General features: G+C 69.3%; 26 protein-coding genes. 12 read left to right on the forward strand and 14 right to left on the reverse strand.

Annotated elements, in window-relative coordinates; genetic code table 11:
• The first annotated feature begins 499 nt into the window (after nt 1–499).
• The 3 genes from VEA62_RS08775 to VEA62_RS08785 all read left to right on the forward strand — a co-directional run bounded on the left by VEA62_RS08775 (nt 500) and on the right by VEA62_RS08785 (nt 3,767).
• Complete coding sequence (locus VEA62_RS08775) at nt 500–1,147, forward strand: DUF1345 domain-containing protein (protein ID WP_324820640.1); 648 nt, start codon at nt 500–502, stop codon at nt 1,145–1,147.
• A 307-nt stretch (nt 1,148–1,454) separates the two neighbouring features.
• A complete protein-coding gene (locus VEA62_RS08780) occupies nt 1,455–2,957 on the forward strand; it encodes a DEAD/DEAH box helicase (RefSeq protein ID WP_414641862.1) in 1,503 nt (500 codons plus the stop codon).
• A gap of 129 nt (nt 2,958–3,086) precedes the next feature.
• Nucleotides 3,087–3,767 (forward strand): protocatechuate 3,4-dioxygenase, encoded by a 681-nt coding sequence (locus VEA62_RS08785; protein ID WP_324820642.1) that lies wholly within the window; start codon nt 3,087–3,089, stop codon nt 3,765–3,767.
• Nucleotides 3,768–3,815: 48 nt separating this feature from the next.
• Here VEA62_RS08785 and VEA62_RS08790 read toward each other — a convergent pair whose 3' ends face one another.
• Together VEA62_RS08790 and ctrA are read right to left on the reverse strand one after the other, a co-directional pair.
• Entirely contained in the window at nt 3,816–4,235 is a 420-nt protein-coding gene (locus tag VEA62_RS08790) for a hypothetical protein (RefSeq protein ID WP_324820644.1), read from the reverse strand.
• Nucleotides 4,236–4,441: 206 nt separating this feature from the next.
• Entirely contained in the window at nt 4,442–5,149 is a 708-nt protein-coding gene (gene ctrA, locus VEA62_RS08795; protein WP_183254582.1) for a response regulator transcription factor CtrA, read from the reverse strand.
• Nucleotides 5,150–5,439: 290 nt separating this feature from the next.
• Between ctrA and VEA62_RS08800 the strand changes: the two genes are divergently transcribed.
• The 3 genes from VEA62_RS08800 to VEA62_RS08810 all read left to right on the forward strand — a co-directional run bounded on the left by VEA62_RS08800 (nt 5,440) and on the right by VEA62_RS08810 (nt 7,200).
• Nucleotides 5,440–5,796 carry a chromosomal replication initiator DnaA gene (locus tag VEA62_RS08800; RefSeq protein WP_324820646.1) on the forward strand — a complete coding sequence of 119 codons (357 nt, stop codon included), beginning with the start codon at nt 5,440–5,442 and terminating at the stop codon, nt 5,794–5,796.
• Nucleotides 5,778–6,515, forward strand: a complete 738-nt coding sequence (locus tag VEA62_RS08805; protein WP_324820648.1) for a DUF6456 domain-containing protein — start codon at nt 5,778–5,780, stop codon at nt 6,513–6,515. The genes VEA62_RS08800 and VEA62_RS08805 overlap by 19 nt, the downstream gene beginning before the upstream one ends.
• A 154-nt stretch (nt 6,516–6,669) precedes the next feature.
• Nucleotides 6,670–7,200, forward strand: coding sequence for a hypothetical protein (locus VEA62_RS08810; RefSeq protein WP_324820650.1), 531 nt, complete (start codon nt 6,670–6,672; stop codon nt 7,198–7,200).
• Nucleotides 7,201–7,212: 12 nt separating this feature from the next.
• Here the strand turns inward: VEA62_RS08810 and VEA62_RS08815 are convergent, their stop codons facing one another.
• Nucleotides 7,213–7,650 carry a SufE family protein gene (locus VEA62_RS08815; RefSeq protein WP_324820732.1) on the reverse strand — a complete coding sequence of 146 codons (438 nt, stop codon included), beginning with the start codon at nt 7,648–7,650 and terminating at the stop codon, nt 7,213–7,215.
• A gap of 187 nt (nt 7,651–7,837) precedes the next feature.
• Between VEA62_RS08815 and VEA62_RS08820 the strand changes: the two genes are divergently transcribed.
• Nucleotides 7,838–9,535 carry a HAMP domain-containing sensor histidine kinase gene (locus VEA62_RS08820; protein ID WP_324820652.1) on the forward strand — a complete coding sequence of 566 codons (1,698 nt, stop codon included), beginning with the start codon at nt 7,838–7,840 and terminating at the stop codon, nt 9,533–9,535.
• A gap of 165 nt (nt 9,536–9,700) precedes the next feature.
• Here VEA62_RS08820 and VEA62_RS08825 read toward each other — a convergent pair whose 3' ends face one another.
• Complete coding sequence (locus tag VEA62_RS08825; RefSeq protein WP_324820654.1) at nt 9,701–10,846, reverse strand: acyl-CoA dehydrogenase family protein; 1,146 nt, start codon at nt 10,844–10,846, stop codon at nt 9,701–9,703.
• A gap of 151 nt (nt 10,847–10,997) precedes the next feature.
• On the opposite strand from VEA62_RS08825, the gene VEA62_RS08830 reads away from it, so the two are divergent.
• Nucleotides 10,998–11,708, forward strand: a complete 711-nt coding sequence (locus tag VEA62_RS08830) for a helix-turn-helix domain-containing protein (RefSeq protein ID WP_324820656.1) — start codon at nt 10,998–11,000, stop codon at nt 11,706–11,708.
• Here the strand turns inward: VEA62_RS08830 and flhB are convergent.
• The 3 genes from flhB to fliQ are packed head-to-tail and all read right to left on the reverse strand — an operon-like array spanning nt 11,683 to nt 13,785.
• Nucleotides 11,683–12,753 (reverse strand): flagellar biosynthesis protein FlhB, encoded by a 1,071-nt coding sequence (gene flhB, locus VEA62_RS08835; RefSeq protein ID WP_324820658.1) that lies wholly within the window; start codon nt 12,751–12,753, stop codon nt 11,683–11,685. The two genes, VEA62_RS08830 and flhB, sit on opposite strands and share 26 nt — an antisense overlap.
• Nucleotides 12,746–13,474, reverse strand: coding sequence for a flagellar biosynthetic protein FliR (gene fliR / locus VEA62_RS08840; RefSeq protein WP_414641865.1), 729 nt, complete (start codon nt 13,472–13,474; stop codon nt 12,746–12,748). Before fliR ends, flhB begins: the two co-directional genes overlap by 8 nt.
• 47 nt (nt 13,475–13,521) lie before the next feature.
• The gene (gene fliQ / locus VEA62_RS08845) at nt 13,522–13,785 is read right to left on the reverse strand and encodes a flagellar biosynthesis protein FliQ (protein WP_324820662.1); all 264 of its coding nucleotides are present in this window, start codon (nt 13,783–13,785) and stop codon (nt 13,522–13,524) included.
• A gap of 127 nt (nt 13,786–13,912) precedes the next feature.
• Between fliQ and folE the strand changes: the two genes are divergently transcribed.
• Nucleotides 13,913–14,488 carry a GTP cyclohydrolase I FolE gene (gene folE / locus VEA62_RS08850; protein WP_324820665.1) on the forward strand — a complete coding sequence of 192 codons (576 nt, stop codon included), beginning with the start codon at nt 13,913–13,915 and terminating at the stop codon, nt 14,486–14,488.
• Here the strand turns inward: folE and VEA62_RS08855 are convergent.
• Genes VEA62_RS08855 through VEA62_RS08865 form a run of 3 tightly spaced genes read right to left on the reverse strand, consistent with a single transcriptional unit; the run spans nt 14,485 to nt 15,406 of the window.
• Nucleotides 14,485–14,748, reverse strand: coding sequence for a DUF5985 family protein (locus VEA62_RS08855; protein ID WP_324820667.1), 264 nt, complete (start codon nt 14,746–14,748; stop codon nt 14,485–14,487). The genes folE and VEA62_RS08855 overlap by 4 nt on opposite strands.
• The gene (locus VEA62_RS08860; protein WP_324820669.1) at nt 14,745–15,017 is read right to left on the reverse strand and encodes a DUF5985 family protein; all 273 of its coding nucleotides are present in this window, start codon (nt 15,015–15,017) and stop codon (nt 14,745–14,747) included. Before VEA62_RS08860 ends, VEA62_RS08855 begins: the two co-directional genes overlap by 4 nt.
• Entirely contained in the window at nt 15,014–15,406 is a 393-nt protein-coding gene (locus VEA62_RS08865) for a hypothetical protein (RefSeq protein ID WP_324820671.1), read from the reverse strand. Before VEA62_RS08865 ends, VEA62_RS08860 begins: the two co-directional genes overlap by 4 nt.
• Nucleotides 15,407–15,669: 263 nt before the next feature.
• Between VEA62_RS08865 and VEA62_RS08870 the strand changes: the two genes are divergently transcribed.
• Genes VEA62_RS08870 through VEA62_RS08880 form a run of 3 tightly spaced genes read left to right on the forward strand, consistent with a single transcriptional unit; the run spans nt 15,670 to nt 23,061 of the window.
• Nucleotides 15,670–19,818 (forward strand): response regulator, encoded by a 4,149-nt coding sequence (locus tag VEA62_RS08870; RefSeq protein WP_324820673.1) that lies wholly within the window; start codon nt 15,670–15,672, stop codon nt 19,816–19,818.
• Nucleotides 19,818–21,860, forward strand: coding sequence for a response regulator (locus VEA62_RS08875; RefSeq protein WP_324820675.1), 2,043 nt, complete (start codon nt 19,818–19,820; stop codon nt 21,858–21,860). The genes VEA62_RS08870 and VEA62_RS08875 overlap by 1 nt, the downstream gene beginning before the upstream one ends.
• A 52-nt stretch (nt 21,861–21,912) precedes the next feature.
• Nucleotides 21,913–23,061, forward strand: a complete 1,149-nt coding sequence (locus tag VEA62_RS08880; RefSeq protein ID WP_324820677.1) for an acyltransferase — start codon at nt 21,913–21,915, stop codon at nt 23,059–23,061.
• Between the two features lie 26 nt (nt 23,062–23,087).
• On the opposite strand, the gene VEA62_RS08885 is transcribed toward VEA62_RS08880, so the two are convergent.
• From VEA62_RS08885 to flgB, 4 genes are read right to left on the reverse strand one after another with little or no spacing between them, the layout of a single operon-like run.
• Entirely contained in the window at nt 23,088–23,381 is a 294-nt protein-coding gene (locus VEA62_RS08885) for a hypothetical protein (RefSeq protein WP_324820679.1), read from the reverse strand.
• A complete protein-coding gene (gene fliE, locus VEA62_RS08890) occupies nt 23,381–23,680 on the reverse strand; it encodes a flagellar hook-basal body complex protein FliE (protein WP_324820681.1) in 300 nt (99 codons plus the stop codon). The genes VEA62_RS08885 and fliE overlap by 1 nt, the downstream gene beginning before the upstream one ends.
• A gap of 10 nt (nt 23,681–23,690) precedes the next feature.
• Complete coding sequence (gene flgC, locus VEA62_RS08895) at nt 23,691–24,077, reverse strand: flagellar basal body rod protein FlgC (protein WP_324820735.1); 387 nt, start codon at nt 24,075–24,077, stop codon at nt 23,691–23,693.
• Nucleotides 24,078–24,128: 51 nt separating this feature from the next.
• Nucleotides 24,129–24,533: a flagellar basal body rod protein FlgB gene (gene flgB / locus VEA62_RS08900; RefSeq protein ID WP_324820683.1), complete on the reverse strand. Its 405-nt coding sequence runs from the start codon at nt 24,531–24,533 to the stop codon at nt 24,129–24,131.
• Between the last annotated feature and the right edge of the window lie 12 nt (nt 24,534–24,545).

Here is a 24,545-nt window from a genome sequence, read left to right on the forward strand (position 1 = left end):
GCGCGCGGCGAGCAAGCGGAGGCCATCCATCGACCTCCTCGAGGACCCCCGGACTCTCCATCGTCCGGGCTTCATCGCTCGACCACAGCCCGCCGTCGTCGAGGAGCGTGGATCCGACGCCCTCCCCATCGACGGGATGGGAACAGTATGCGGGAGGTTTCCACCAGGGCGCGTTCGTGACGCTGGCGCGGGGAGGATGTTGAGGGAAAACAGTGATCTGGCTGCCCGAAGTATGGAGACAGAGGCGGGACTTGCAGCGCAGCAATTGCGTTGTCTCCTCCCCGTTCGCCGCTTGCGAATGGGGAGGCGGACCGCCAAGCGGTGGAGGGGTCCGACCGGGCAGAGGCGCGGTCATCGTCAGATCGTATGCGATCCTCACCCCTCCACCATTCCGGCTGAGCCGCCGGAATGGTCCCCCTCCCCATCGCTTCGCGACAGGGAGGAGACGGTGAGGCCCTTCCCCCCTTGCGGAACGCGGGCCGGGGCGCATCATCATCAGATGAAACCCCTGCCCTGGCTCCGTCTGCACTGGCCGCTGCTGCTGGTGCTGACCGTCGCGGCGTCGAGCCTCGTCTGGCCCATCTCCGGGGGGTGGCCGGCGCGGCTGGCCATGGGCTGGGATGTCGGGGTGGCGCTGTTCCTGATCGAGAGCCTGGTCAAGACGACCCGAACCCGGTCCACCCAGGACATCCGGGCGCGGGCCGCGGCCCTCGACGAGGCCGGGCGGGCCGTGCTGCCCCTGGCCCTGATCGCGGCGCTGGCCAGCGTGGCGGTGGTGATCGGCGAGGCAATCGGGGGAGCCGGCGACCGGACATCCGCCGCGCTGGCGCTGACGACGGTCGGCCTGTCGTGGGTCTTCGTCCACGTCATCTTCGCCTTTCACTACGCCCATGCGTGGTATGGGCCCGCGACCGGAGGAGACGCCGGGGGGCTGGTCTTTCCGGGCGACGCGGCGCCGGACTACTGGGACTTCCTGCATTTCTCGCTGATCATCGGCGTGGCGGCGCAGACCGCCGACGTGCAGATCGCCAGCAAGCCGATGCGGCGCATCTCGACCGTGCACAGCGTCACGGCCTTCCTGTTCAACACGGTGATCGTGGCGCTGTCGGTGAACATGGCGGTGGGCTTGCTGGGGGCGTTAACCTGAAGAGGCGTCGCCGGTCGTATACGACCGGGCTCCACGCCTTGACTTGGCCGCATTGGGAGCCCAGTTAGGTTGCATCGCACAATCGCGATGTCCGGCGCCTCCAGCGCGTGTGGGTCTTCCGAGATGAAGACCTGACTGTAGCAGGGGCCGGCCCCTCAAGATTTCATTCGCTGCCCGGACACGCGGGGCGGCGCCCGATCCACCCCGACGGCCTCATGCTGAGGCTCACCCGGGACTGGCGGTGCGCGGCCTTATCGGCGTTGAGCCATGGCTGTTGCGCGCCGCCGCACGCGAAAGAAGCCGCTCCGTGAGCAACAAGACCTTTGAATCGATGAACCTCAATCCGGCCCTGCTGCAGGCGCTGGCGTCCGAGGGCTACACCACCCCGACCCCGATCCAGCAGCAGGCCATCCCGGATGTGATGGCCGGCAAGGATCTGCTGGGCATCGCCCAGACCGGCACCGGCAAGACCGCTGCCTTCGCCCTGCCGATCCTGCATCGCCTGGCGGCCAACCGCACCCCGCCGGTGCCCCGCACCACGCGGGTGCTGATCCTGTCGCCGACCCGCGAACTGGCCAGCCAGATCGGCGAGAGCTTCAAGACCTATGGCAAACACCTCGGCTTCCGCGTCGCCGTCATCTTCGGCGGCGTCAAATACGGCCCGCAGGAACGCGCCCTGCAGCAGGGTCTCGACGTCCTGGTGGCCGCTCCGGGCCGTCTGCTGGATCACCTGCAGCAGAAGACGCTGGACCTGAGCCGCACCGAGATCTTCGTCCTCGACGAGGCCGACCAGATGCTGGACCTCGGCTTCATCAAGCCGATCCGCCAGATCGTCAGCCGCATCCCGGCCAAGCGCCAGAACCTGTTCTTCTCGGCCACCATGCCGACCGAAATCGGCAAGCTGGCCGGCGAACTGCTCAAGGACCCGGTCAAGGTCCAGGTGACGCCTCAGTCGACCACGGTGCAGCGCATCCAGCAGTCGGTCGTGCACATCGAACAGGGCCGCAAGCGCGCCCTGCTGACCGAGATGTTCTCCGATCCGGGCTATACGCGCTGCCTGGTCTTCACCAAGACCAAGCACGGCGCCGACAAGGTGGCCGCCTATCTGGAGGCCGGCGGCGTCGAGGCCGGGGCCATTCACGGCAACAAGAGCCAGCCGCAGCGCGAGCGCACGCTGGAGGCCTTCAAGAAGGGCAAGCTGCGGGTGCTGGTGGCGACCGACATCGCCGCGCGCGGCATCGACGTCGACGGCGTCTCGCACGTCGTGAACTTCGAGCTGCCGTTCGTGCCGGAAGCCTATGTCCACCGCATCGGCCGGACGGCCCGCGCCGGCGCCGACGGCACGGCGATCAGCTTCGTGGCCGGCGACGAGATGAAGCTGCTGCGCGACATCGAGAAGGTCACGCGCCAGAAGATCCCGGCTATCGACCGCCGCAACGACAAGCAGCTGGCCCAGCTGGACGCCTCGATCATGGCCTCCGGCGTCAAGTCCAAGGCCTCCATGCCGGACGACGGACGCGGCGACCGCCAGCAGCAGCGCGGCCCGCGCAACCCGCGCCGCGACGGGGTCAAGCTGGAAGGCGGCGGCCAGCCGCACCGCGTCCGCAAGGGCGGGGCGCGCGACGCCCGGCCGACGCCGGAACGGGCCTTCGATCCGCTGGCGCGCGAGCGGCCGCGTCACTCGAACAACGACCCGCGTCAGGGCGGGGGCGGCACGGCCGTGGCCGTCAAGCCTGAGGGCGAGATCAGGCGCCGCCCGCGCCGCCGGCGTCCGTCGAACGGCGGACAGGGCTACGTCGCCAAGGGCTGAGACCTCGGCGGTCAAACGCAAGGCGCCCGCCGGAGCGATCCGGCGGGTGTTTTCGTGACATCGCCCGCTCGACTCTCACGTTCGACAAGCGCAAGCTGACAGAACAGTGTTTGCCGGGGAGGGCGAGCCATGAAACGACTGCACAGGCGAGGGCTGATCGGCGGGCTGGGTGTGGGGCTGGTGGGGATCGCGGCCCCTGCGGTCCTTCGCGCGCAGGCGTTGCCGCGCCCCGCGCCCGCTACGGCTTTCCAGATGGAGGGCCCTTTCTATCCGTATGACGACATGCCTTCTGATCAGGACGCCGACCTGGTGCGCGTCACCGGCGTCGATGCGCAGGCTATCGGCGAGGTCACCCATATGACCGGCTCGGTGTGGGATCAGTTCGGCGCGCCGTGCGCCGGCGCCCTCATCGAGATATGGCAGTGCGACCACACCGGGCGGTACATCCACAGGGACGACCCCAATGCGGACAGGCCGCGGGACGCCGGCTTCCAGGGCTATGGCAAGACCATCACCGATGCCCAGGGCGCCTTCCGCTTCCGCACCATCAAACCGGTGGCTTACACGGCGATGATCGGCGGCGAGCAGATCTGGCGCGCACCGCACATTCACGCCGCGGTCTCGACGCGCGGTGTCAGACGCCTGACGACCCAGCTCTATGTCGCGGGCGCGCCGCAGAATGACGCCGACATCCTGCTGCAGCAGGTCACACCGATCGAGCGCGAGGGCCTCGTCCGGGCTTTCACGCCGGGAGCCGGCGCCGAGAGCGGAGCGCTGACGGCGCACTACGATCTGATCCTGGCCATCTGACAGCAGAACGCCCGCCGGAGCGATCCGGCGGGCTTTGTCGTGTCTGGTTCAGGTCGGGTCGCGGACGATCCAGCCGGTCATGCCGGCCAGGTTCTGCTCGCCTACCAGCGTCGCCGACCTGCCGTCCGCGGCGAGCGTCACGATCAGCGACGCGCCCGAGTTGAAGGCGAGAGTGGCGGACCGCCCACGACCGGGCCTGCATTCATTGACCTGCTGCAGGCTGGACGCGCCGTAGGCCGCGGACGGAGCCGCGCCGGGCAAGGGCGTGGCGCCCTCGTTGCCGAAGACCTTGCCGCCCACCACGCCGCGGCGAAAATCCCATGTGCCCGCGCCAGTACGGCCCGGATGGCCGCCCTCGATGAAGGACGCCCAGCGGTAGCCGGCGAGATCTTCGCAGGGTCCGGCGGAGGCGGTTCCCGCCACGCCTGTCATGGCGGCGGCGATCAATATAGCTGTTATCCTGGTCACGGTCTTGCCTCCCTTGCGAGCGTTCTCCGGACCTGCCCGAGATGATGCGGACGTTGTTCGCCCGGTCGCCGGAGCGGCGTGGACAAGAGCACATCTGGAGAGACGTTCGTCAATCATCGATCATCGATCATTGTTCTCCATTGTGGACAGCAAAACGCCCGCCGGAGCGGTCCGGCGGGCGTTTCGGTGTTCGGTTGGGGAGCCGATCAGGCGGCGGCGGTGACCGGGGCGCTGGATTCCGACGGGTCGCGCAGGACGTAGCCGCGGCCCCAGACGGTCTCGATATAGTGTTTGCCGCCGGCGGCCGTGGCCAGCTTCTTGCGCAGCTTGCAGATGAAGACGTCGATGATCTTCAGCTCGGGCTCGTCCATGCCGCCGTAGAGGTGGTTGAGGAACATTTCCTTGGTCAGGGTCGTGCCCTTGCGGAGCGAGAGCAGCTCCAGCATCTGGTATTCCTTGCCCGTCAGATGGACGCGGTGACCGTTCACCTCGACCGTCTTGCCGTCCAGGTTCACGGCGATCTCGCCGGTGTGGATGATGGCCTGGGCGTGGCCCTTGGAGCGGCGGACCACGGCGTGGGTGCGCGCGATCAGCTCGTCCTTGTGGAAGGGCTTGGTCATGTAGTCGTCGGCGCCGCCGCCGAAGGTCTTGACCTTGGTCTCGATCTCCGAGGTGCCGGACAGGATCATGACCGGGGTGTTGACCTTGCCGACGCGCAGCTGGCGCAGGACCTCGAGGCCGTTCATGTCGGGCAGGTTGAGGTCGAGCAGGATCAGATCGTAGTCGTAGATCTTGCCGAGATCGATGCCTTCCTCGCCGAGGTCGGTCGTGTAGACGTTGAAGCCTTCCGACTTCAGCATAAGCTCGATGCTCTGCGCGGTCGCGTGATCATCTTCGATTAGCAGGACGCGCATTGATGCCCCTCCAAGGCAGAGCTTAGCTATAAATGTAACTGCCCCGTTTCGGGGTAACCTTGTTCGAACGTTAACCGCCGAAAAACTTAAGAAGGGTTAACGCCTGTCCCAAAACGAATCGTAGGCTGATTTGCGAATCGGCGTCGAGAGTCCCGAGTCAACGCCCCGGCATTTTTTAACGATTTCCCGCCCGGCGAGACGGATGCGTCCGATTTCGACGGATTGTAGACATATATTCCTATCGACGGACGCCGGCCGGATCGGCGCGCCGCGACGATGGGAGAGATCAGGTGGAAGACGCGTATCAGGTGCCGGTGCGGCAGGAGGACAGGATCAAGGCGGGGCTGGCCCTGCAGCTGGTCGCCGCCTCGACGGGCGTGCCGAAGGAGATGATGGAGCTGCGCAGCCGGCTGGACAACCGGGCCTGCCGGGCGCGGTGGCTGGCCATGTACCTGGCCTATGTGACGTTCGGCTGGCCGATGGACCGGGTCGGCCACGCCTTCGGGCTGAACCGGGCGACGGCGGCGGCGGCGTGCCGCTGGGCCGAGGACGGGCGCGACCGGCCGGTGGTCGACGAACTGCTGGAGCGGCTGGAGCGCTGCGTCAGGGACGTGCTGGAGGCGCCGGCGTGCGAGCTGCGGGCATGAGCGGCGAGGGCGCGCGGGCCCGGCGGCTGCTGATGCGGCCGGGCGGGTGGATCGAGGCGACCGCGGACGGCGGCTACGCCCTGCGCGCGGGGCCGGACCGGCGCTCGCGGGTGCTGATGACCCTCGACGAGGCGGCATTCCGGCGGCTGGTCGACGACCCGGGGCTGCGGGCGCGGCCGGGCGGGGGCTGGGCGAGGCGGCCGGCGCGCGAGGCCCCGGGACCGGGCGGGACGGCGCCGGAGCCGGGCCGGCCGGGCGTCGTCGAGGGCGTGCGGACGGTGATGGACAGCGAGGGCCGGATGCGCGCCCACCGCGCCAATCTGGCCCCCTCGCCTATCGCCTGGCTGTCGGGGCGGCGCGACGCGGCGGGGCGGCCGTGGATCGAGCGGGCCGAGCGCGCCGCCGCGGAGCGGCTCTCCGCGGACGCCGAGATCGCGCTGTCGGGACCGTCGCTGACCATGCGCTGGGACGCCCTGCCCCGCTCGGGCGGCGGCTCGGCGGCGCGGGTCGAGCCGGGCGACCGGGCCCTGGCGGCGGCGCGGCGGGTCGAGGCGGCGCTGGCGGCCTGCGGCCCCGCGCGGCGGATGGTCGAGGCGGTCTGCATCCAGGCCAGCGCCCTGCAGGCGGCCGAGCAGGGGCTGGGCCTGCGCCGGCGGCAGGGCAAGGCGGTGCTGAAAGCGGGCCTGAGAGCGCTGGCGGCGCACTATCGCATCGGCTGAGCGACGGAAGGCGAGCGACCTTACGTTACATCGTCGTAACTTTGTCGCCCGGGGCTTCGGCCCTAGGGTTGGTTCAGGCCGCGTCTCCGCCCGGAGGCGCGGCTCCGTCGTGGGAAGAGCCGTCAACCGGCCGCCCGGGGAATGGGGTTTGGTAGTGGTGAAGTCTGTTGCGTCGGCCATTCTGGCCGTGGTTCTGATGGTCGCGGCGGCGCCGGCTCCGGCGCGCGCGCAGGACCTTTTCCCGGGTTTCGTGGTGTCGCGCGTCTGCCTGCCCTACGCCAGCCGGGCCAAGACCTTCGAGAGCGCGATCCGCGCCGCCCGCGACATGCATTTCCGCCGTCCCTCCGAGAGCGCCCCGCCCGTCGATGAATGGGCGACCGAGATCGAACTGGTTTCCCAGGACGGCCGCTGGCGGCTGCGCATCGAGGAAGGCTCGGTCATGGAGGGCGAGAAGGACGTATACCGGGTGACCTGCGGCCTTTCGGCGAACCACGCCAGCGCCCGCGAACTGGGGCAGATCGTCCAGCTGATGCTGCGCGGCAACGCACAGTGGGCCCCGCCCGCCGCCACGCCCTGGCGCTGGGACCGGATCACGAAGAACCCGACCCAGTACGCCCTGCGTATCGATGTGACCGAGGAGCCGGGGCAGAATCCGGTGCTGGCGGCGCGGGGCTTCTACTACTGAGCCGGGAGCGGGTCAGGCGGCGGCCAGCGCGGCCTCGCGGATGCGGCCGACCATCGAGTTCAGGCCGTTGGCGCGCTGACGCGTGAGGGCCGACGGCAGGCCGAGCCGGTCGAGCGCGGCCCGGGCGTCGAAGGCGAGGATTTCAGCGGGCGTCCGGCCGGAATAGAGTCGCAGCAGCAGGGCGATATTGCCCTTGGACAGGGCGCTGTCGCTGTCGGCGAGGAAGCGCAGGCGATCGCCGTCGCGCCGGACGGCCAGCCAGACCTGGGCGGCGCAGCCCGGCACCTTGTTGGCCTCGGTCCGGTCCGGCTCGGGCAAGGGCTCAAGATCCTTGCCGAGCTCGATCACGTATTCGATCCGGCCTTCCCAGTCGCCCAGCAGGTCGAACTCCTCGACCAGTTCGGCGAGGGCGGCGTCGATGGAGGGCGGGGCGGCGGCGTCGGAACTCATCGGGGCCAGATAGGCCGCCCGGGCGTTAACGACAACCACGGCGACGGTCCCCAGAAATCGGCTCCCCGGCCGCCTGCGCCGCTCTCCTCAGAAGGGTGTGCGCTTTGGACGACTCGCCCGGGCCGGTAGGCTCTACGGCCGGGCGTCCCCTGTCGGGCCGCCCTCCAGCCCCGGTTCACACCCGCCCTTGCCCCCGTCCGACGACATCACCGCCAGGGAAACGCCGGCCGGCCGCGGGCCGGCGAGCGACCGGCCGTCGCTGGCCGCCTGGCACGCGGGCTGGGCCGTGGCGGCGGCGCTGCTGGCGCTGGGGGGGCGCTGGCTGGGCGGGATCGAAGGGCCGGTGTTCTACGGCGTGCTGGCCATGGTGGTCCCCGGCGTCACCGGCCTGGCCCTGCTGCAGCGGGACGGCGGGCGCGAACGGATGACGCTGCTGGGCGTCTGGGGTCTGGCGGCGATGACGGCGGCCAGCCTGTCCGGCGGACTGACAGGGCCGCTGGCCGGGTTCGTCTTCCTGCCCCTGACGGCCGGACTGGCGCTGGGCGGCGTGCGGCTGGTGCAGGCCGGCGCCCTCGGGGTCGGCGCCGCGGCGATGGCCGGGCTGCTGTCGGCCTGGCTGGTGGGGCCGGGACCGCACCTGCCGGCCCTGGCGGCGATCGCGGCCGTGCTGACGGCCGGGGCGGCCGCCCTGGCGGTGCGGCTGTCCTGGCGGCAGAACGAACTGCGCATGACGATGGCCGAAAGCGAAGCCGGCAAGGTCGAGCGCCTGCTGGCGGCGCAGCCGGGGCTGACGCTGGTGCTCGAGCGCTCGGGCCGGGTGCTGGCGGCCTATGGGGCCCCACCGCCCGCCCTGCCCGTGGATCCGCTGTTCGAACAGGGGCTGGTGGCGGCGGTGCACGCCCCCGACCGGCCGCGGCTGCTGGCCGCCATCGACCGGGCGCTTCAGGGCCATGACGCCGCCACCGCCTTCGCGCCGAGGCTGGCGCTGGACCGGCGGGTGCAGCTGATCCTGCGGCGGCTCGACGGGCCGGGGCACGAGGCGCCGCGCCTGATCGCCCAGGCCTTCGACGGCACCAGCCAGTACGCCCGCGAACTGGGGCTGGAGACGGCGCGGATCGAGGCCGAGGCGCGCGAGGCCGGCAAGAGCCGGTTCCTGGCCAATATGAGCCACGAACTGCGCACGCCGCTGAACGCGGTGCTGGGCTTTTCGGACATCATGCGCCAGCGCCTGTTCGGCCCCATGCCGGAACGCTACGCGGCCTATGTCGACAACATCCACGAGGCCGGCGAACACCTGCTGGAGCTGATCAACGACGTGCTGGACGTGTCGAAGATCGAGGCCGAACGGTATGTGCTGACGCTGGAGCGGTTCGACTCCCGCGAACTGATCTCGGCGGCCGTCGCCCTGGTCCGGGTCACGGCCGAGGAGAAGGGCGTGATCCTGAGCAGCGTGCTGCCGGCCGAACCGGTCGACGTGTCGGCGGACAAGCGGGCGCTGAAGCAGATCGCGCTGAACCTGCTGTCGAACGCGGTGAAGTTCACGCCGCCCGGCGGGACGGTCACCATCTCGGTCGAGGCGATCGGCCCCTATCTGGAGCTGGTGGTGGCGGACACCGGGGTGGGCATCGCGCCGGAGGACGTGCGCCGCCTGGGCCGCCCCTTCGAACAGGCCGGGGCGATGGAGCAACGGCGGCAGGGCACGGGCCTGGGCCTTTCGCTGGTGCGGGCCTTCGCCGAACTGCACGGCGGGCGGATGAGCATCGACAGCACCCTCGGCGAAGGCACGGCCGTGACCGTGCGCCTGCCGGTGGCGCAGGTGGCGCGCGCGCCCGCGCCGGAGGGCGGGGCGGAGATCATCCCCATGCCGGTGGCGGGCGGGAAGTAGCGGCGGACACGCACACCATTCGGCCCGGCGCCCGGGATCAGGAAGGCGATCTCCAGCGCCGGGCCGCGACCCCTTTCGAGAGGTGCGGTGCGGCGTCACCGGGGATTGGGCCCCTCCGCCGCACATCTGGAACGGGCATGGCGGCGAAATCCGGCGCGGCCGGATTCAGCCGTCGATGTCGAGCCCGAGCGCCAGCCGGCCTGTGTAGCGGAGCTGGGCCTTCTGCTGCAGGGGATGGAAGCGGGCGCCCTGCACGTCGCGGAAGGCGCGCTCGATGCCCATCGAGCGATGGAAGGCGCCGCCGCCGGCCACCTCGAGCGCCAGTTCCGTGGTCCGGATTGCGGCCTCGCCGACGAGGGTGCGGCCGATCATGACCTCGCTGGTCGTTTCGGCTCCCGGCATGGCGGTTTCGGCCAGACGGATCATGCGGTCGTGGCTCGCCACGGCGGCGGCGAAGGCGTTCTGCATCTCGCCGACCAGCTGGAACAGGCCCTCGTCGGCCGGACGGCGGCGGGCGACCTCGAGCGCCTTGTCCCGCGCCGACTCCGCCACGCCGACATAGGCGGCGTAGATCAGGGGGAAGGCGATCAGGCTGATGATGTGGAACAGCGGGTGCCATTTGCCCTGCGGCCGGCGGCCGGAAACGGCGGCGTCGGGGATGAAGACGGCGTTCAGCTCGACGTCGTGCGAGCCCGTGCCGCGCATTCCCATGACCCGCCAGGTCTCGTGAATGGCGACGCCTTCGGCGGCGAACGGCACGCCGAAGTGGAGCACCGTCGGGCCTGCCTCGGGATCATCGTAGACGGCGCTGGTCATCAGCAGGTCGCCGGCGAGGCAGCCGCTGGAGAAGATCTTGCGCGCCGTGACGCGGAAGCCCCCGTCGACCTTCACGGCGGTCCCGGCGCTCTTCAGCCAGTCCGAACCGCCGCTGGAGATCAGCACCAGATCCTCGGCGGCGACCCGCCTCAGCAATCCGTCTGTCGGGGCGTTCTGATGCTTCCACCGCCAGAGGGCGACGGCGACGAGGTGCGAATGCATGGAGTAGGTCAGGGCCGTCGAGCCGCAGGCGGCGCCCAGCCGGCGGATGACCGCGGCGAGTTCGGCGTAGCCCGCGCCGCCTCCGCCGAGCTCGGCGGGCACGTGGGCGCTGAAGAATCCCCCGGCCTTCAGCCGGGCGTAGTTTTCGGCGACGAAGCTGTCGTCGACGTCGTGGCGGGCGGCATTGTCGGCCAGCTGACCGCACACGGCGTCGGCGCGCGTCAGCCAGTCGATCTGCGCCGGCCCGGGCGCCGCCAGTGTGGAAGCGGACATCGAACACTCTCCTGTGATCCGTTCGTGGTCAGCGGTGTGGCGGGACCGCCCCGCCCCCTCCAGTTCAACAACTGAATCCAGACGCTACAGATACTGAACTGTATGGCGTCCCCGATCAGCGTTATCCTGCGCCTCTTCAAGGGAGGATGCGATGGCGCAGGGAAGCTATCGACAGTTCTGTCCGGTCGCCATGGCGGCCGAGGTGCTGTGCACGCGATGGACCATCGTGCTGCTGCGCGAGCTGCTGGCCGGCTCGACCCGCTTCAACGACCTGAGGCGCGGCGTGCCGAGGATGTCGCCGGCCCTGCTGGCGCAGCGGCTGAGGGATCTGCAGGCGGCGGGAGTGGTGGCGCGGGTGACCACCACCTCTGGCCCGGCCGAGTACCACCTGACCGAGGCGGGCAAGGAGCTTCAGCCCATCGTCGACGCCTTCGGCATCTGGGGCCAGCGGCGGGTCAAGGCGGAGGTGTCGCTGGAATATCTCGATGTCCAGCTGCTGATGTGGGACATGCACCGCAACCTGAACACCACGCCGATGCCGAAGCGGCGGGTGGTGATCCAGTTCATCTATCCTGACCTGCCGGCCAGCCAGAGGCACGCCTGGCTGCTGGTCGATCCGGAAACCGGCGTGGACCTGTGCGCCGCCGATCCGGGCTTCGACGTCGACCTGTACGTCAGCGTCGATCTGCGCACGATGACCGCGATCTGGATGGGCCATGAGTCCGTCCGGGGCGCGCTGGGAGGACAGAGGATGACCCTGACCGGCGACGACGATCTGGCCAGGGACATGCAGGCCTGGCTCGGCCTGAGCCCCTTTGCGCCCTATGCGCCGGGGTTCAGCGCCCCTTCCGCCGCTGCATGACGAAGCCGATGACCTTGGCGGCCGCCTCGAAATGCTCGCGCGGGATGGTCTCGTCGATGTCGACGGCGGCGTAGAGGGCGCGGGCCAGGGGGACGTTCTCGACGATCGGCACCGCATGCTCGCGCGCCACCTCGCGGATGCGCAGGGCGAGGGCGTCGACGCCCTTGGCGACGCAGACGGGGGCGGCGTCGCCCGTCTCGTAGCGCAGGGCCACCGAATAGTGGGTCGGGTTGGTGACGATGACCGTGGCCTTGGGCACGTTCTGCATCATCCGCTGGCGGCTGCGCTGGGCGCGGATCTGCTTCAACTTCGCCTTCACGTGGGGATCGCCCTCGGACTGCTTGTAGTCCTCCTTGAGCTCTTCCTTGGACATCTTCATCCGCTCGGCGAAGCGGAAGCGCTGCCAGATGTAGTCGGCCCCGGCGGTGAAGCCGAGGAACACCAGGGCCGACACCATCAGGGCGATGGCGAGGTCGCGGGCGAAGGGCAGGATCAGGGCCGGCGGCATGGCGGCGAGGTTCTCGAGCTCGCGCACATGCGGCTTGAGCACCAGCCAGCAGATCACGCCGACGGCGACCAGCTTGAGAAAGGTCTTGATGAACTGGACCAGGCCGTCGGGGCCGAAGATGCGCTGGAAGCCCTTCAGGGGGCTGACCTTTGACCAGTCGGGCTTGATCTTCTCGCCGGTGAAGATCAGGCCGGACTGGGCGATGTTGCCGCCAGCTCCGCCGAAGATGGTGGCCAGCATCACGGCGCCGAGGAAGGGGGCGACAGCCCACAGGGCCCGGGTCCCGATCTCGATCCCCGCCCCGGTCTCGAGGCCGCCGATCATGGCGTGGGGCTCGGCGATGAAGGGCAGCAGCTGGCCCGCGATCGAGCTGGCGAACCAGCCGCCGGACATCAGGATCACGGCCGCGGCGCCCATCAGCGACAGGGCCGCGGCGACGTCGGGCGACTTGGCGACGTCGCCCCTTTTTCTGGCGTCCGCGAGTTTTCGCGGGGTGGCCTCTTCTGTCTTCGACTCGGGATCGGCGCCTTCAGCCACCGGCGCCTCCCGCGAAGACATTGGCCAGGGCGCGGTAGCGGTCGATGAAGACCGTTCCCATCACGCCGAGGCTGAGGGCGAAGATCGACAGGCCCAGGATGATGCTGAGCGGAGCGGCGGCGAAATAGACCTGGAAGGCGGGCATGACCCGGCCGACCAGGCCGGACGCCAGGTTGAAGATGATGGCGAAGACCAGAACCGGCGCCGACAGCTGGATGCCCAGCATGAAGGCGTCGCCCAGGGTGCGGATGGCCAGGGTGGCGAAGTCGCCGGTGACCAGGGGCCGTACGGGGGCGATCAGCTCATAGGAGCCGACGAGGCCGGCGATGAAAAGGTGATGGGTGTTGGTGGCGAAGATCAGGGTCGTGCCGAGCAGCATCAGGAAGGCCGAGATGGTGCTGCCCGGCGAGGCCTGCATCGGGTTGGCGGTCTGGGCGAAGGCCAGGGTGGTCTGCAGGGCCACCACCTCCCCCGCCGTGGCGAGCACGGTCAGGAAGCTGCGCAGCAGGGCGCCGATGGCGAGGCCGACGATGACCTCGCGGATGATCCAGCCGGCCATGCCGCCCAGCGTCTCCGGCAAGGCGGGCAGGCTGCCCGAGACCACCGGCCACAGGGCCAGCGACACGACCAGGGCCAGCGACAGTCGGATGCGCGGCGGAACATAGCTCTCGCCCACGCCGGGCAGCATCAGCAGCACCGAGCCGATGCGGGCGAAGATCATGGCCCCCTGCCAGACCTGGTCGGCTGTGGCCCAGGGTTCCACCGGGGCTACATGCCGGCGATGCGCGCGGCGATGGTCCGCATGAAGCCGCCCAGCAGGGCGCCCATCAGCGGCAGGAACAGCAGCAGGGAGATGAAGATGGCGATGATCTTGGGGGCGTAGATCAGGGTCTGTTCCTGGATCTGGGTCAGGGCCTGGAACAGGCCGATGACCACGCCGACGACGAGGCCGACGATCAGGATGGGCGCGCAGAGCTGGATGGTCAGCCACAGGGCGTCGCGGCCCACATCCAGAACTTCCGCGCCGTTCATTCCACGCCCCGAGACCACGCTGGCCCGCGCGGGGCCGTACTGGGCAGAAAATGCCGGGAGTGTGGTTAACGGGGCGTTAGCGATACGGCGCTGGATCAATTCCCCGCCCCCGGCGTAAAGCGGGGGCATGACCGATGAGACCGTCTCCCAGGCCGAAGCCGAGGCCGCCGTCCGCACCCTGATCCGCTGGGCCGGCGACGACCCCGACCGCGAGGGCGTGCTGGACACGCCGGCGCGGGTTGCGCGCAGCTATCGCGAGCTGTTCGCCGGCTATGACACCGACCCGCGGGAATATCTGGAGCGGACCTTCGAGGAGGTCGGCGGCTATGACGAGCTGGTGGTTCTGAAGGACATCCGCTTCGTCAGCTTCTGCGAGCACCACATGCTGCCGGTGGTGGGCCGGGCGCACGTCGGCTACCTGCCGACCGACCGGGTGGTGGGGATCTCCAAGCTGGCGCGGGTGGTGCACGGCTTCGCCCGCCGGCTGCAGATCCAGGAGAAGATGACCTCGGAGATCGCGCGCGCCATCCAGGAGGTGCTGCGGCCGCAGGGCGTCGGGGTCGTGGTCGAGGCCGAGCACAGCTGCATGACCCTGCGCGGCGTGAACACCGCCGGATCGAGCCTGACCACCAGCCATCTGAGCGGGGTGATCCGCGACGACGCCCGGACGCGGGAGGAGTTCCTGCGTCTGGTCCGGGGCTAGGTGCGCCGCCGGCTCTTGCCGATGATGGCGACGATGATGATCAGGAAGGCCAGCAGCCGCAGCAGGTAGAAGGGGCTTTGCTCCTCGCGCGGCACCTCGAGCAGGGCGGTGAGCAGCGGGGTCGCCGCCATCAGCAGGAAGGCGGCCGCGAAGGCGAGGAACAGGCTGTCGGAGGTGCGGCGCCAGAATTTGAGGAAGAAGACGGCCGCCAGGGCATAGCCCATGATGATGGCGCCGCTGGCCACGAGCGAGAGGTTCACCGGTCCACCTCCCAGATGAAGCCGTAGAGCAGCACCCCGACGGCGGCCAGGGAGGTCAGCTGCCGCGCCGCCGACAGGTCGGTCCCATGCAGGACCACCATGTCGAGCACGACCAGCAGATTGTTGATCGCCAGCAGCGAGAAACAGGCGGCGCTCCACAGCAGGAGCGGCTGCCGCGACCGGCTGTAGGACCGGATGAGCAATCCCGCACACACGGCGCTCGTCAGCAGACACAGGCCGTAGACGGCCTCCGGTCCCCATCCGCTCACGACTTCCACCCCCCAAAGCGGAACGAATCCGCGAAGCCCCTCAGCGCATCCGAGCGGCGCCGCGTAATGGTGTTCACAACGGCCACCGGCCGTTCACGGTAGGCGGCTTCGAGGTCGTCGCAAAGGGCCGCCAGCGTCGGAGACGCCGGCGCATAGCGGAAGCCCTCGTCCTCGCCGAGGATCAGGCCGGCCCGCTGGAGACCCGCGAGGCAGTCGTTCACCAGCGGCTCGCTGGCGCGCAATTCGGCGACCAGCCGGTCGGCGGCCCAGGCCGCGCCGGGGCTGCGGCGAAGCACCAGGAGGGTCTCCAGCGCCCACACCGAAGGCACGGCGCTTTCGATAAAGGCCGACAGGTCGGGGCTCAGCGGGTCCGACGAAGGCGCGCTCACGCCGACGGAACGGGTTTTGGCCGGTTCGACATGGCGCCGGACCCTAGCGCCACATCGGCAAATGGCAACGCAAGAGATTTCCCGGGGAAGAGGGAACCAAGCGGAGCCTTTGATGTTTTTCGCAATTGGTTCGGGGGAAGCAGCGCCATGCGATGACGTGAGCCACGGGAGACGGTCGGCGCCTGTCGAACCGTCGCGCTCGCGCGATCGCAGGGGCCTGCACCTCCGGCTGAAGGGCTTCGTCCCGCTCCGGAAGGTGAAGAATGTCGATTGCCGCCCTGGCTCCTGAACCCGCTCTCGATACCCGCCAACTCCTCGCCGCCTTCAGGGCGTTCCGCCGCGGGGATTTCTCGGTCCGGCTGCCCGGCGACCTGACCGGCATCGACGGCGAACTGGCCGAGGCCTTCAACGATGTCGTCGAGCTGAACGACCGGATGAGCCGCGAGTTCAGCCGCCTGGGCGAGGCGGTCGGCCGCCAGGGCAAGATCAACAATCGCGCCCGCGTGCCGGCGGCGACCGGCGCCTGGGCCGCCAGCGTCGACGCCGTCAACACCCTGATCGCCGACATGGTGCACCCGACCGCCGAAATGGCGCGGGTGATCGGAGCCGTGGCCAAGGGCGACCTGAGCCAGACCATGGATCTGGAGAACGAGGAGCGGCCGCTGCGCGGCGAGTTCCTGCGCATCGGCCGGGTGGTGAACACCATGGTGGGCCAGCTGGGCTCGTTCGCCTCGGAGGTGACCCGGGTGGCGCGCGAAGTCGGCACCGAAGGCAAGCTGGGCGGCCAGGCCAATGTGAAGGGCGTCGCCGGCGCCTGGAAGGACCTGACCGACAATGTGAACTTCATGGCCGCGAACCTGACGGGTCAGGTCCGCAACATCGCCGAGGTCACCACCGCCGTGGCCAAGGGCGACCTGTCGAAGAAGATCACCGTCGACGTGAAGGGCGAGATCCTCGAGCTGAAATCGACCATCAACACCATGGTGGACCAGCTCAACGCCTTCGCCTCGGAAGTGACCCGGGTGGCCAAGGAAGTCTGCACCGAAGGCAAGCTGGGCGGTCAGGCGCGCGTGGAAGGCGTCGGCGGCACCTGGAAGGACCTGACCGACAACGTGAACTCCATGGCCGCCAACCTGACCGGCCAGGTGCGTGGCATCGCCGACATCGTGACCGCGGTGGCCAACGGCGATCTGAAGCGCAAGCTGACGCTGGACGCCAAGGGCGAGATCGCCTCGCTGGCCGACACCATCAACGGCATGATCGAGACCCTGGCCACCTTCGCCGACCAGGTCACCAACGTGGCCCGCGAGGTGGGCATCGAGGGCAAGCTGGGCGGACAGGCGCGGGTGCCCGGCGCGGCCGGCCTGTGGCGCGACCTGACCGACAACGTCAACCAGCTGGCCGGCAACCTGACCACCCAGGTGCGCGCCATCGCCGAGGTGTCGACCGCGGTGACCAAGGGCGAGCTGACCCGCTCCATCACCGTCGAGGCCTCGGGCGAGGTCGCGGCGCTGAAGGACAATATCAACGAGATGATCCGCAATCTGAAGGATCAGACGCTGAAGAACACCGAGCAGGACTGGCTGAAGACCAACCTGGCCCGGTTCACCCGCATGCTGCAGGGCGAGCGCGACCTGGCCACCGTGTCGAACATGGTGCTGTCCGAACTGGCTCCGCTGATCAACGCCCAGCACGCCGTCTTCTACGTCGCCGACAAGGACAACGACGACGAGACGGTGCTGGTGCTGGCCGCGGCCTACGCCTCGACCGAGCGCGAGCAGCTGTCGCCGACCTTCCGCCTGGGCCAGAGCCTGATCGGCCAGTGCGCCAAGGAGAAGGAGCGCATCCTCCTGACCAATGTGCCGCGCGACTACGTCCAGATCGGTTCGGGGCTGGGCGGGGCGGCGCCGCTGAACATCATCATCCTGCCGGCGCTGTTCGAGGGCGAGGTCAAGGCGGTGATCGAACTGGCCACGTTCGGCGAGTTCTCGGAGACCCACCAGTCGTTCCTGAGCCAGCTGATGGAGTCGGTCGGCATCGTGCTGAGCACCATCGCCGCCAATATGCGGACCGAGGGGCTGCTGAGCCAGTCGCAGCTGCTGACCGCCGAACTCCAGGCGCAGCAGGAGGAGCTGAAGACGACCAACGACCGGCTGGAGCAGCAGGCCGCCAGCCTGCGCCAGTCGGAGGAATTGCTGCGCGCCAAGCAGGAGGAGCTGCAGCAGTCCAACGCCGAGCTCGAGGAGAAGGCGGTTCTCCTTTCGGCCCAGAACAAGCAGGTGGAGGCCAAGAACATCGAGGTCGAACAGGCCCGCTTCGCGCTCGAGGAAAAGGCCGAGCAGCTGGCCCTGACGTCGAAATACAAGTCGGAATTCCTGGCCAATATGAGCCACGAGCTGCGCACGCCGCTGAACAGCCTGCTGATCCTGTCCAAGATGCTCAGCGAGAACACCCAGGGGAACCTGACCGGCAAGCAGGTGGAGTTCGCCAAGAACATCCACGCCGCCGGCTCGGACCTGCTGGGCCTGATCAACGACATCCTCGACCTGTCCAAGATCGAGTCCGGCACGGTCACCCTCGACATCGGCGAGACCCGGTTCGACTCGCTGCGCGACCAGATGGAGCGGACCTTCGCCCAGATCGCCCAGGACAAGCGGCTGGACTTCAAGATCGATCTGGACCCGGCCCTGCCGCAGGCCATGTACACGGACGACAAGCGGCTGCAGCAGATCATCAAGAACCTGCTGTCCAACGCCTTCAAATTCACCGCCGCCGGCGAGGTGCGCCTGAGCGTGAAGCGGGTCGACGGCGGCTGGAGCCCGGGCAACGAACACCTGAACACGGCCGGACAGGTGCTGGCCTTCTCGGTGTGCGACAGCGGCATCGGCATCCCCGAAGACAAGCAGCGGATCATCTTCGAAGCCTTCCAGCAGGCCGACGGCACCACCAGCCGTAAGTACGGCGGCACCGGCCTGGGCCTGTCGATCAGCCGCGAGATCACCCGCACCCTCGGCGGCGAGCTGAAGGTCGAGAGCGAGCCCGACAAGGGGTCGACCTTCACCCTCTACCTGCCGCTGAACTTCAGCCCGACGGCCGCCGTCGCCGGGCCGGCCGGCCGCGATCCTGGTCAGGCCGTCACCGTGCGCACCCTGCCGGTCGAGGAGGAGACGGAAACGGTCGAGACCGTCAGCGACGACCGCGACAGCCTGTCGGCCGGGGAGCCGGTGATCCTGATCGTCGAGGACGACCCCCGCTTCGCCTCGATCCTGCTGGCGCTGGTCCACGACTGCGGCTTCAAGGGCGTGATCACCCAGCAGGGCGCCGCCGTCGCCTCGCTGGCGCGGCGCTACGCTCCGGAAGCCATCATGCTGGACGTGGGCCTGCCGGACATGGACGGGCTGGCGCTGCTGGACCTGCTGAAGCGGACGCCGGAGACCCGCCACATTCCGGTGCACGTCATCTCGGCCGACGACCAGGCGGCGCTGGGGCTGTCGATCGGAGCCTTCGGCTATACGTCCAAGCCGGTCGACCGCGAGGGCGTGGTGGCCAGCCTGGACGGCGTGCGGCGCTTCATCACCGCGCCGGACCGCCGGCTGATCTTCGTCGGCCCCTCGGGACCGGCGGCGGCGAGCCTGAAGACGGCGTTCAAGTCCGTGACCCGCGTCGATAGCCTGAAGGCGCTCGCGAAGGCGAAGGTGAAGCCGGCGGACAGCCTGATCGTCGACACCTCGGGCACGCCCGTGCCGGCGCTGGTCGACTTCATGAAGAAGGCGGACCGGACCCTGCTGGTCTATGCGGCGGACCGGCTGAACGCGGCCGACGAGCGGCGGCTGCGGCTGGCGGTGTTCGCCGGGCAGGCGCGGATGGCGCGGACGCCCGAGCAGTTGCTGGAGCAGGCGACGCTGCTGCTGCACGAGCCGACCGAGCGGCTGTCCGAGGCGGCGCGCACGACGCTCGCCCTGACCCGCAAGGAGGACGCCATCCTGACCGGGCGGACGGCGCTGGTGATCGACGACGACATCCGCAACATCTTCTCGATGGCCAGTGCGCTGGAGGAGTTCGGGGTCGACCTGCACTATGCCGAGAGCGGCCGCGCCGGACTGGACCTGCTGCGCCAGCACCCCGAGATCGACATCGTCCTTGTCGACATCATGATGCCGGACATGGACGGCTATGAGACGATCCGGGAGATCCGCTCGATCGCCCAGTTCGCCGACCTGCCGATCATCGCCGTCACCGCCAAGGCGATGAAGGGCGACCGGTCGAAATGCATCCAGGCGGGGGCGTCGGACTACGTCTCCAAGCCGGTCGACATCGACTATCTGATCTCGGTGATGCGGGTCTCCATCCAGCGGACGGACGCGCATCGGCTGGCCGACGAACCCGGCCCGCGCGAGTCGGCGGACGCCTGATGGCCAGCTCCCGCCGGACCAGGACTTCCACCGCCGAGCCGCTGACCGCGCGGGTGCTGATCGTCGACGACGACGAGCGCAACGCCTTCGCGGCGTCCGAGGCGCTGGAGGTGCTGGGCCACGAACTGGTGGTGGCGCGCTCGGGCGAGGAGGCGCTGCGGCTGCTGCTGGCGCAGGAGTTCGCCGTCATCCTGCTGGACCTCCACATGCCGGGGATGGACGGCTACGAGACGGCGCGGCTGATCCGCGAGCATCCGCGCACGCGGGACACGCCGATCGTCTTCGTCACCGCCGTGTTCCGCGACGAGGCGCACATCTTCCAGGCCTATTCGGTCGGCGCGGTCGACGTGGTGTTCAAGCCGGTCGATCCGTTCATCCTGCGCTCCAAGGTGGCCATCCTCGCCGACCTGCACCTGAAGACGATCGAGGTCCGGCGCCAGGGCGAGGAGCGCTCCGCCCTGCTGGAGGAGAACGCCCGCATCAGCGAGGAGAAGCTGGCCGCGGAACTGGCCCTGAGGACGGCGCGGGAGCGGCAGGACGCCATACTGAAGTCGCTGCCGGTGGTGTTCACCGCGCGCGCCAGCGCCCACCCGTTCGGGGCGCGGTTCGTCAGCGACAGCATCACGCCCCTGACCGGGTTCGAACCGAACCGCTTCGTCGACGAGCCCGAGATCGGGCTGGGGCGCATCCACCCCGACGACGTCGAGGGCGTGGTCAACTGCCTGATGAAGGCGGCCGAGACCGGGGCTTATGCGTGCGAATACCGCTGGATGTGCGCCGACGGCGACTACCGCACCTTCCTCGACCAGGGCGTCTGGATCGTCGACGAGGACGGCGAGAGCCAGATTCTCGGCACACTGCTGGACGTCACCGAGCGGCGGCACCTGGAGGAGCAGCTGACCCAGGCCCGCAAGATGGAGGCGGTCGGCCAGCTGACCGGCGGCGTGGCCCATGACTTCAACAACCTGCTGACCGTGGTGCTGGGCAACGCCGACATCCTGCTGCGGCGGATCGAGGATCAGCCCAATGTGGTCAAGCACCTGGCGGCGATCCGCGCCGCGGCCGACAAGGGCCAGACCCTGACCCGGCAGCTGCTGGCCTTCTCGCGCCGGCAGCAGCTGAACCCGAGCGTGGTCGACCTGAACACCCTGATCCGCAACTTCCTGCCCCTGATGAAGCAGGCGGTCGGCGAGGGGGTGGCGATCGAGCTGGAGCTGGGCGCCGAGCCGCTGCACGCCTTCGTCGATCCGACCCATCTGGAGACCGCCCTGCTCAACCTGGCGGTCAACGCCCGCGACGCCATGGACAGCGACGGCGTGCTGATGATCAGCGCCCGGCGCGCGGCGGGGGACGACGGCGCCGGCTGCGCCTCGATCCGCGTCTCCGACACCGGCTCGGGCATGAGCGCCGAGGTCGCCGACCGGGTGTTCGAGCCGTTCTACACCACCAAGGACATCGGGCGCGGATCGGGCCTGGGCCTGTCGCAGGTCTACGGCTTCGTGGCCCAGTCGGGCGGCGCCGTCGAGGTGTCCAGCACGCCCGGCGAGGGCGCGGTCTTCACCCTGACCCTGCCCCTGACGGCCGACCTGCCGGCCGAGGTCGCCGCGCCGGGCGAGGCCGTGGAGGCGGAGACCGGTTCGGAGCGGGTGCTGATCGTCGAGGACGATCCGGCGGTGCTGAGCGTCTGCCTCGATATGCTCAACGGCCTCGGCTACCAGTGCGAGGTGGCGGCCGACGCGGCCGGGGCCCTGCACAGGCTGGGCGGCGACCAGGCGTACGACCTGCTGTTCTCGGACGTGGTCATGCCGGGAGGGCTGAACGGCATCGAACTGGCGCGCCGGGCCCAGGCCATGCGCCCCGGGCTGAGGGTGCTGCTGACGTCCGGCTATCTCGGCGACGCGGTGCAGGGGCTGTCGCACGAGTTCGCCCTGATCGAGAAGCCGTACGAGCGGGCCGCCCTGGCGACGCAGATCCGCAGGGTGCTGGCGGAGACCCCGACGGCGGCCCCGCCACGCGCCGCCATGGAGGCGTCGTCCCACTGAGCCCCGGCGCGGCCCGTTCCTTGCGGAATTCGCCTCAGAGGAGGCATTTCCGATGGCCTGGACAGCGATTTCGACCCGGAATGAGACACTTCCCATCGTCAGGGGAGGATGGCTCGACGCGCTGCGTTTCATCGTGGCCGGGCTGATCATCCTGCATCACTTCCAGGGCGCGGGGCCCGTGGCGCTGGCCGAGGGCCTGCATCCGGTGTTCGAGCGGGGCGGCTTCCTGCTGACCAACTTCTTCCTGATCGACAGCGGCTATGTGCTGATGCGGGTCTATGGCGCGTCGGTGGCCGGCGGCCGGATGTCGGCGGGGGAATTCTTCCTCAAGCGCTATCTGCGCGTGCTGCCGGCGCATCTCATGATGGGTCTGGGGCTGGTGGCCCTGGTCCTCGTCAGCGGGGCGCTGGGCTTTTCGCCGCGGTCGCCGGAGTGGTTCCGCTGGGACCAGCTGTGGGCCCAGCTGACGCTGACCCAGGCCTATGGCGTACCCGGGGGCTATGGCTGGAACGCCCCGAGCTGGTCGATCTCGGCTCTGATCGGCTGCTATCTCGCCTTCCCGTGGCTGCTCAGGGGCGTGATGCGGCTGGGGCCGTGGAGCGTGCTGGCGCTGGGCGTCGGCGGTTATTTGCTGGTCAACCAGCTGACCTGGAGCCTGCTGGGCTATCCGGTCTACCAGATGCCGATGGGCTATGGCTTCATCCGGGCCCTGCCCCTGTTCGCGCTCGGCGTGGCCCTGGCCTGGTTCGCGCAGAAGGTCTGGATCAGCCCGAGGCTGGCCGCGCGGGCCGGGATCGGCGCCGCCCTGATGCTGGCCTTCGTCCAGTATTTCGACAAGCACGCCCTGATCTCGCTGGCCTGCATCTCGGTGATCATCCTGGCGGCCGGGGCGACCCCGACCCCCCGCCCGTCGAAGTGGGTCGAGAAGGCCGCGCAGGTGTCGTTCTCGATGTTCATCACCAACGAGGTGGTGCGGATCGCCTGGTTCGGCGTCGCCAACGTCGCCATCGCCCGCTTCGGCCTGCCGGTCGGGGTTCAGTGGCTCCTGTGGATCGGCGGCGTTGCCGCGGCCTTCGCCTTCGCCTTCGCCTTCCATTTCGCGATCGACAATCCGATCCAGAACCGCATCCGCGGCTGGCTCAAGGGACGCTCGCGGCGGCCGTCGGGGGTCAGCCAGCCGGTGGTGTCGCTGGAGGGCTGAGCCTCTCGACACAAAGACAATCCGGCCTAGGTTGGAGAAGCCCTGTGAAACTCCACCGGCAGGGAACCAGGGTTTGCGTAGGAGGCCTCATCAACGGAGTGACTCCAGAGCGGGCCTTCTGACAGAGCGCCTTTGAGGCACGAGGCTGCGACGATCAGGAGCGCTGTCCGGTCCGCATAGATGTCGACCCACTTGGCATTCGTTCCGAGCTCTACGTGCAGATCGACGCCGTCGTCAGACGCTCGCTTCCAAGCCAATTCGTTCAGGCGCAGGGCTACGTCCTCGAGCCAGACCTCATCATCTTGCGAGGGTTGGTCCATCAGATCGGCATCCGCATGATCTCCTGATAGGCGGAGATGACCTGGTCGCGGACGGCCATGACCGTTTCGAGCGAGGCTTCGGCCGAGGAGACGGCGGTGACGACGTCGATCAGGCTGCCCTGACCCTGGACCATGGCGGTCATCTGGGTCTCCGCGGCCCTGGAAGTCTGGGTCATGTCGCCCATGACGTTGCTCAGCAGGTCCGCGAACCCGGGCTGGGCCGGAGCGGCCGCGGGCGAGGCGGGCATGGCCCCGCCCTGGACCGACGCATAGGCCTTGGCCGCCATCAAGGGATTCATCGTTCAGCCTCTATCGCTTGAGCAGGTCGAGGGTGCGGCTGTCCATCGACCGCGCCGTCTCGATGACGTTCAGATTGGCCTCGTAGGCGCGCTGGGCCTCGCGCATGTCCATGGCCTCGACGAGGGTGTCGACGTTGGGGCGCAGGACGTAGCCCTCGGCGTTGGCGGCCGGGTGGGACGGGTCGTACTCCGAGCGGAAATCGCCCATGTCCGGCCGGACCTCGGCCAGGCTGACGCCGGTGGCGCCGTCGATCTCGCGCGCCTGGAAGACCGGGATCTGGCGACGGTAGGGCTCGCCGCCGGCCACCTGGGCCGTGGACTGGGCGTTGGCGATGTTCTCGGCGATGACGCGCATGCGCGACTGCTGGGCCTTGAGCGCGCTGGCGGCGACGGACATGGCGCTGTTGCGGGGCGGTACGGGATCGGTCATCGGCTATTCCTCAGGACGTCAGCGGCCCGGCGCCCTGGCGGCCAGGCGCAGCATCTGCATGGACTTCTGGTAGAGGCCGATGGCGGCGTCATAGGCCATGCGGCTCTCGGCCATCTTCAGCATCTGTTCCTCGACCACGACCGAATTGCCGTCGAGCGTGGTTTCGGAATCCGGGGCCGACCGCGCCTCGAAGCGGGCCGTCGGGCCGGCCGGGGCGATGTGCATCGCGCTGGTGCGGACCATCTGCACGCCGGCGCCGCCGCGCAGGGCCGCGGCGAAATCGGCCGGCTGGTTCAGGTCGCGGCCGACATAGCCGGGCGTGTCGGCGTTGGCGACGTTCTCGGCGATGACGCGCTGGCGCTCGTCCAGCCAGTTCAGGCGGCCCTTGATCTGGCTGAGCAGCGGCAGGTCGGTGATGGCCAAGGGCGTCTCCTC

The sequence above is a fragment of the Brevundimonas sp. genome, from assembly GCF_035627475.1.
Classification (GTDB): domain Bacteria; phylum Pseudomonadota; class Alphaproteobacteria; order Caulobacterales; family Caulobacteraceae; genus Brevundimonas.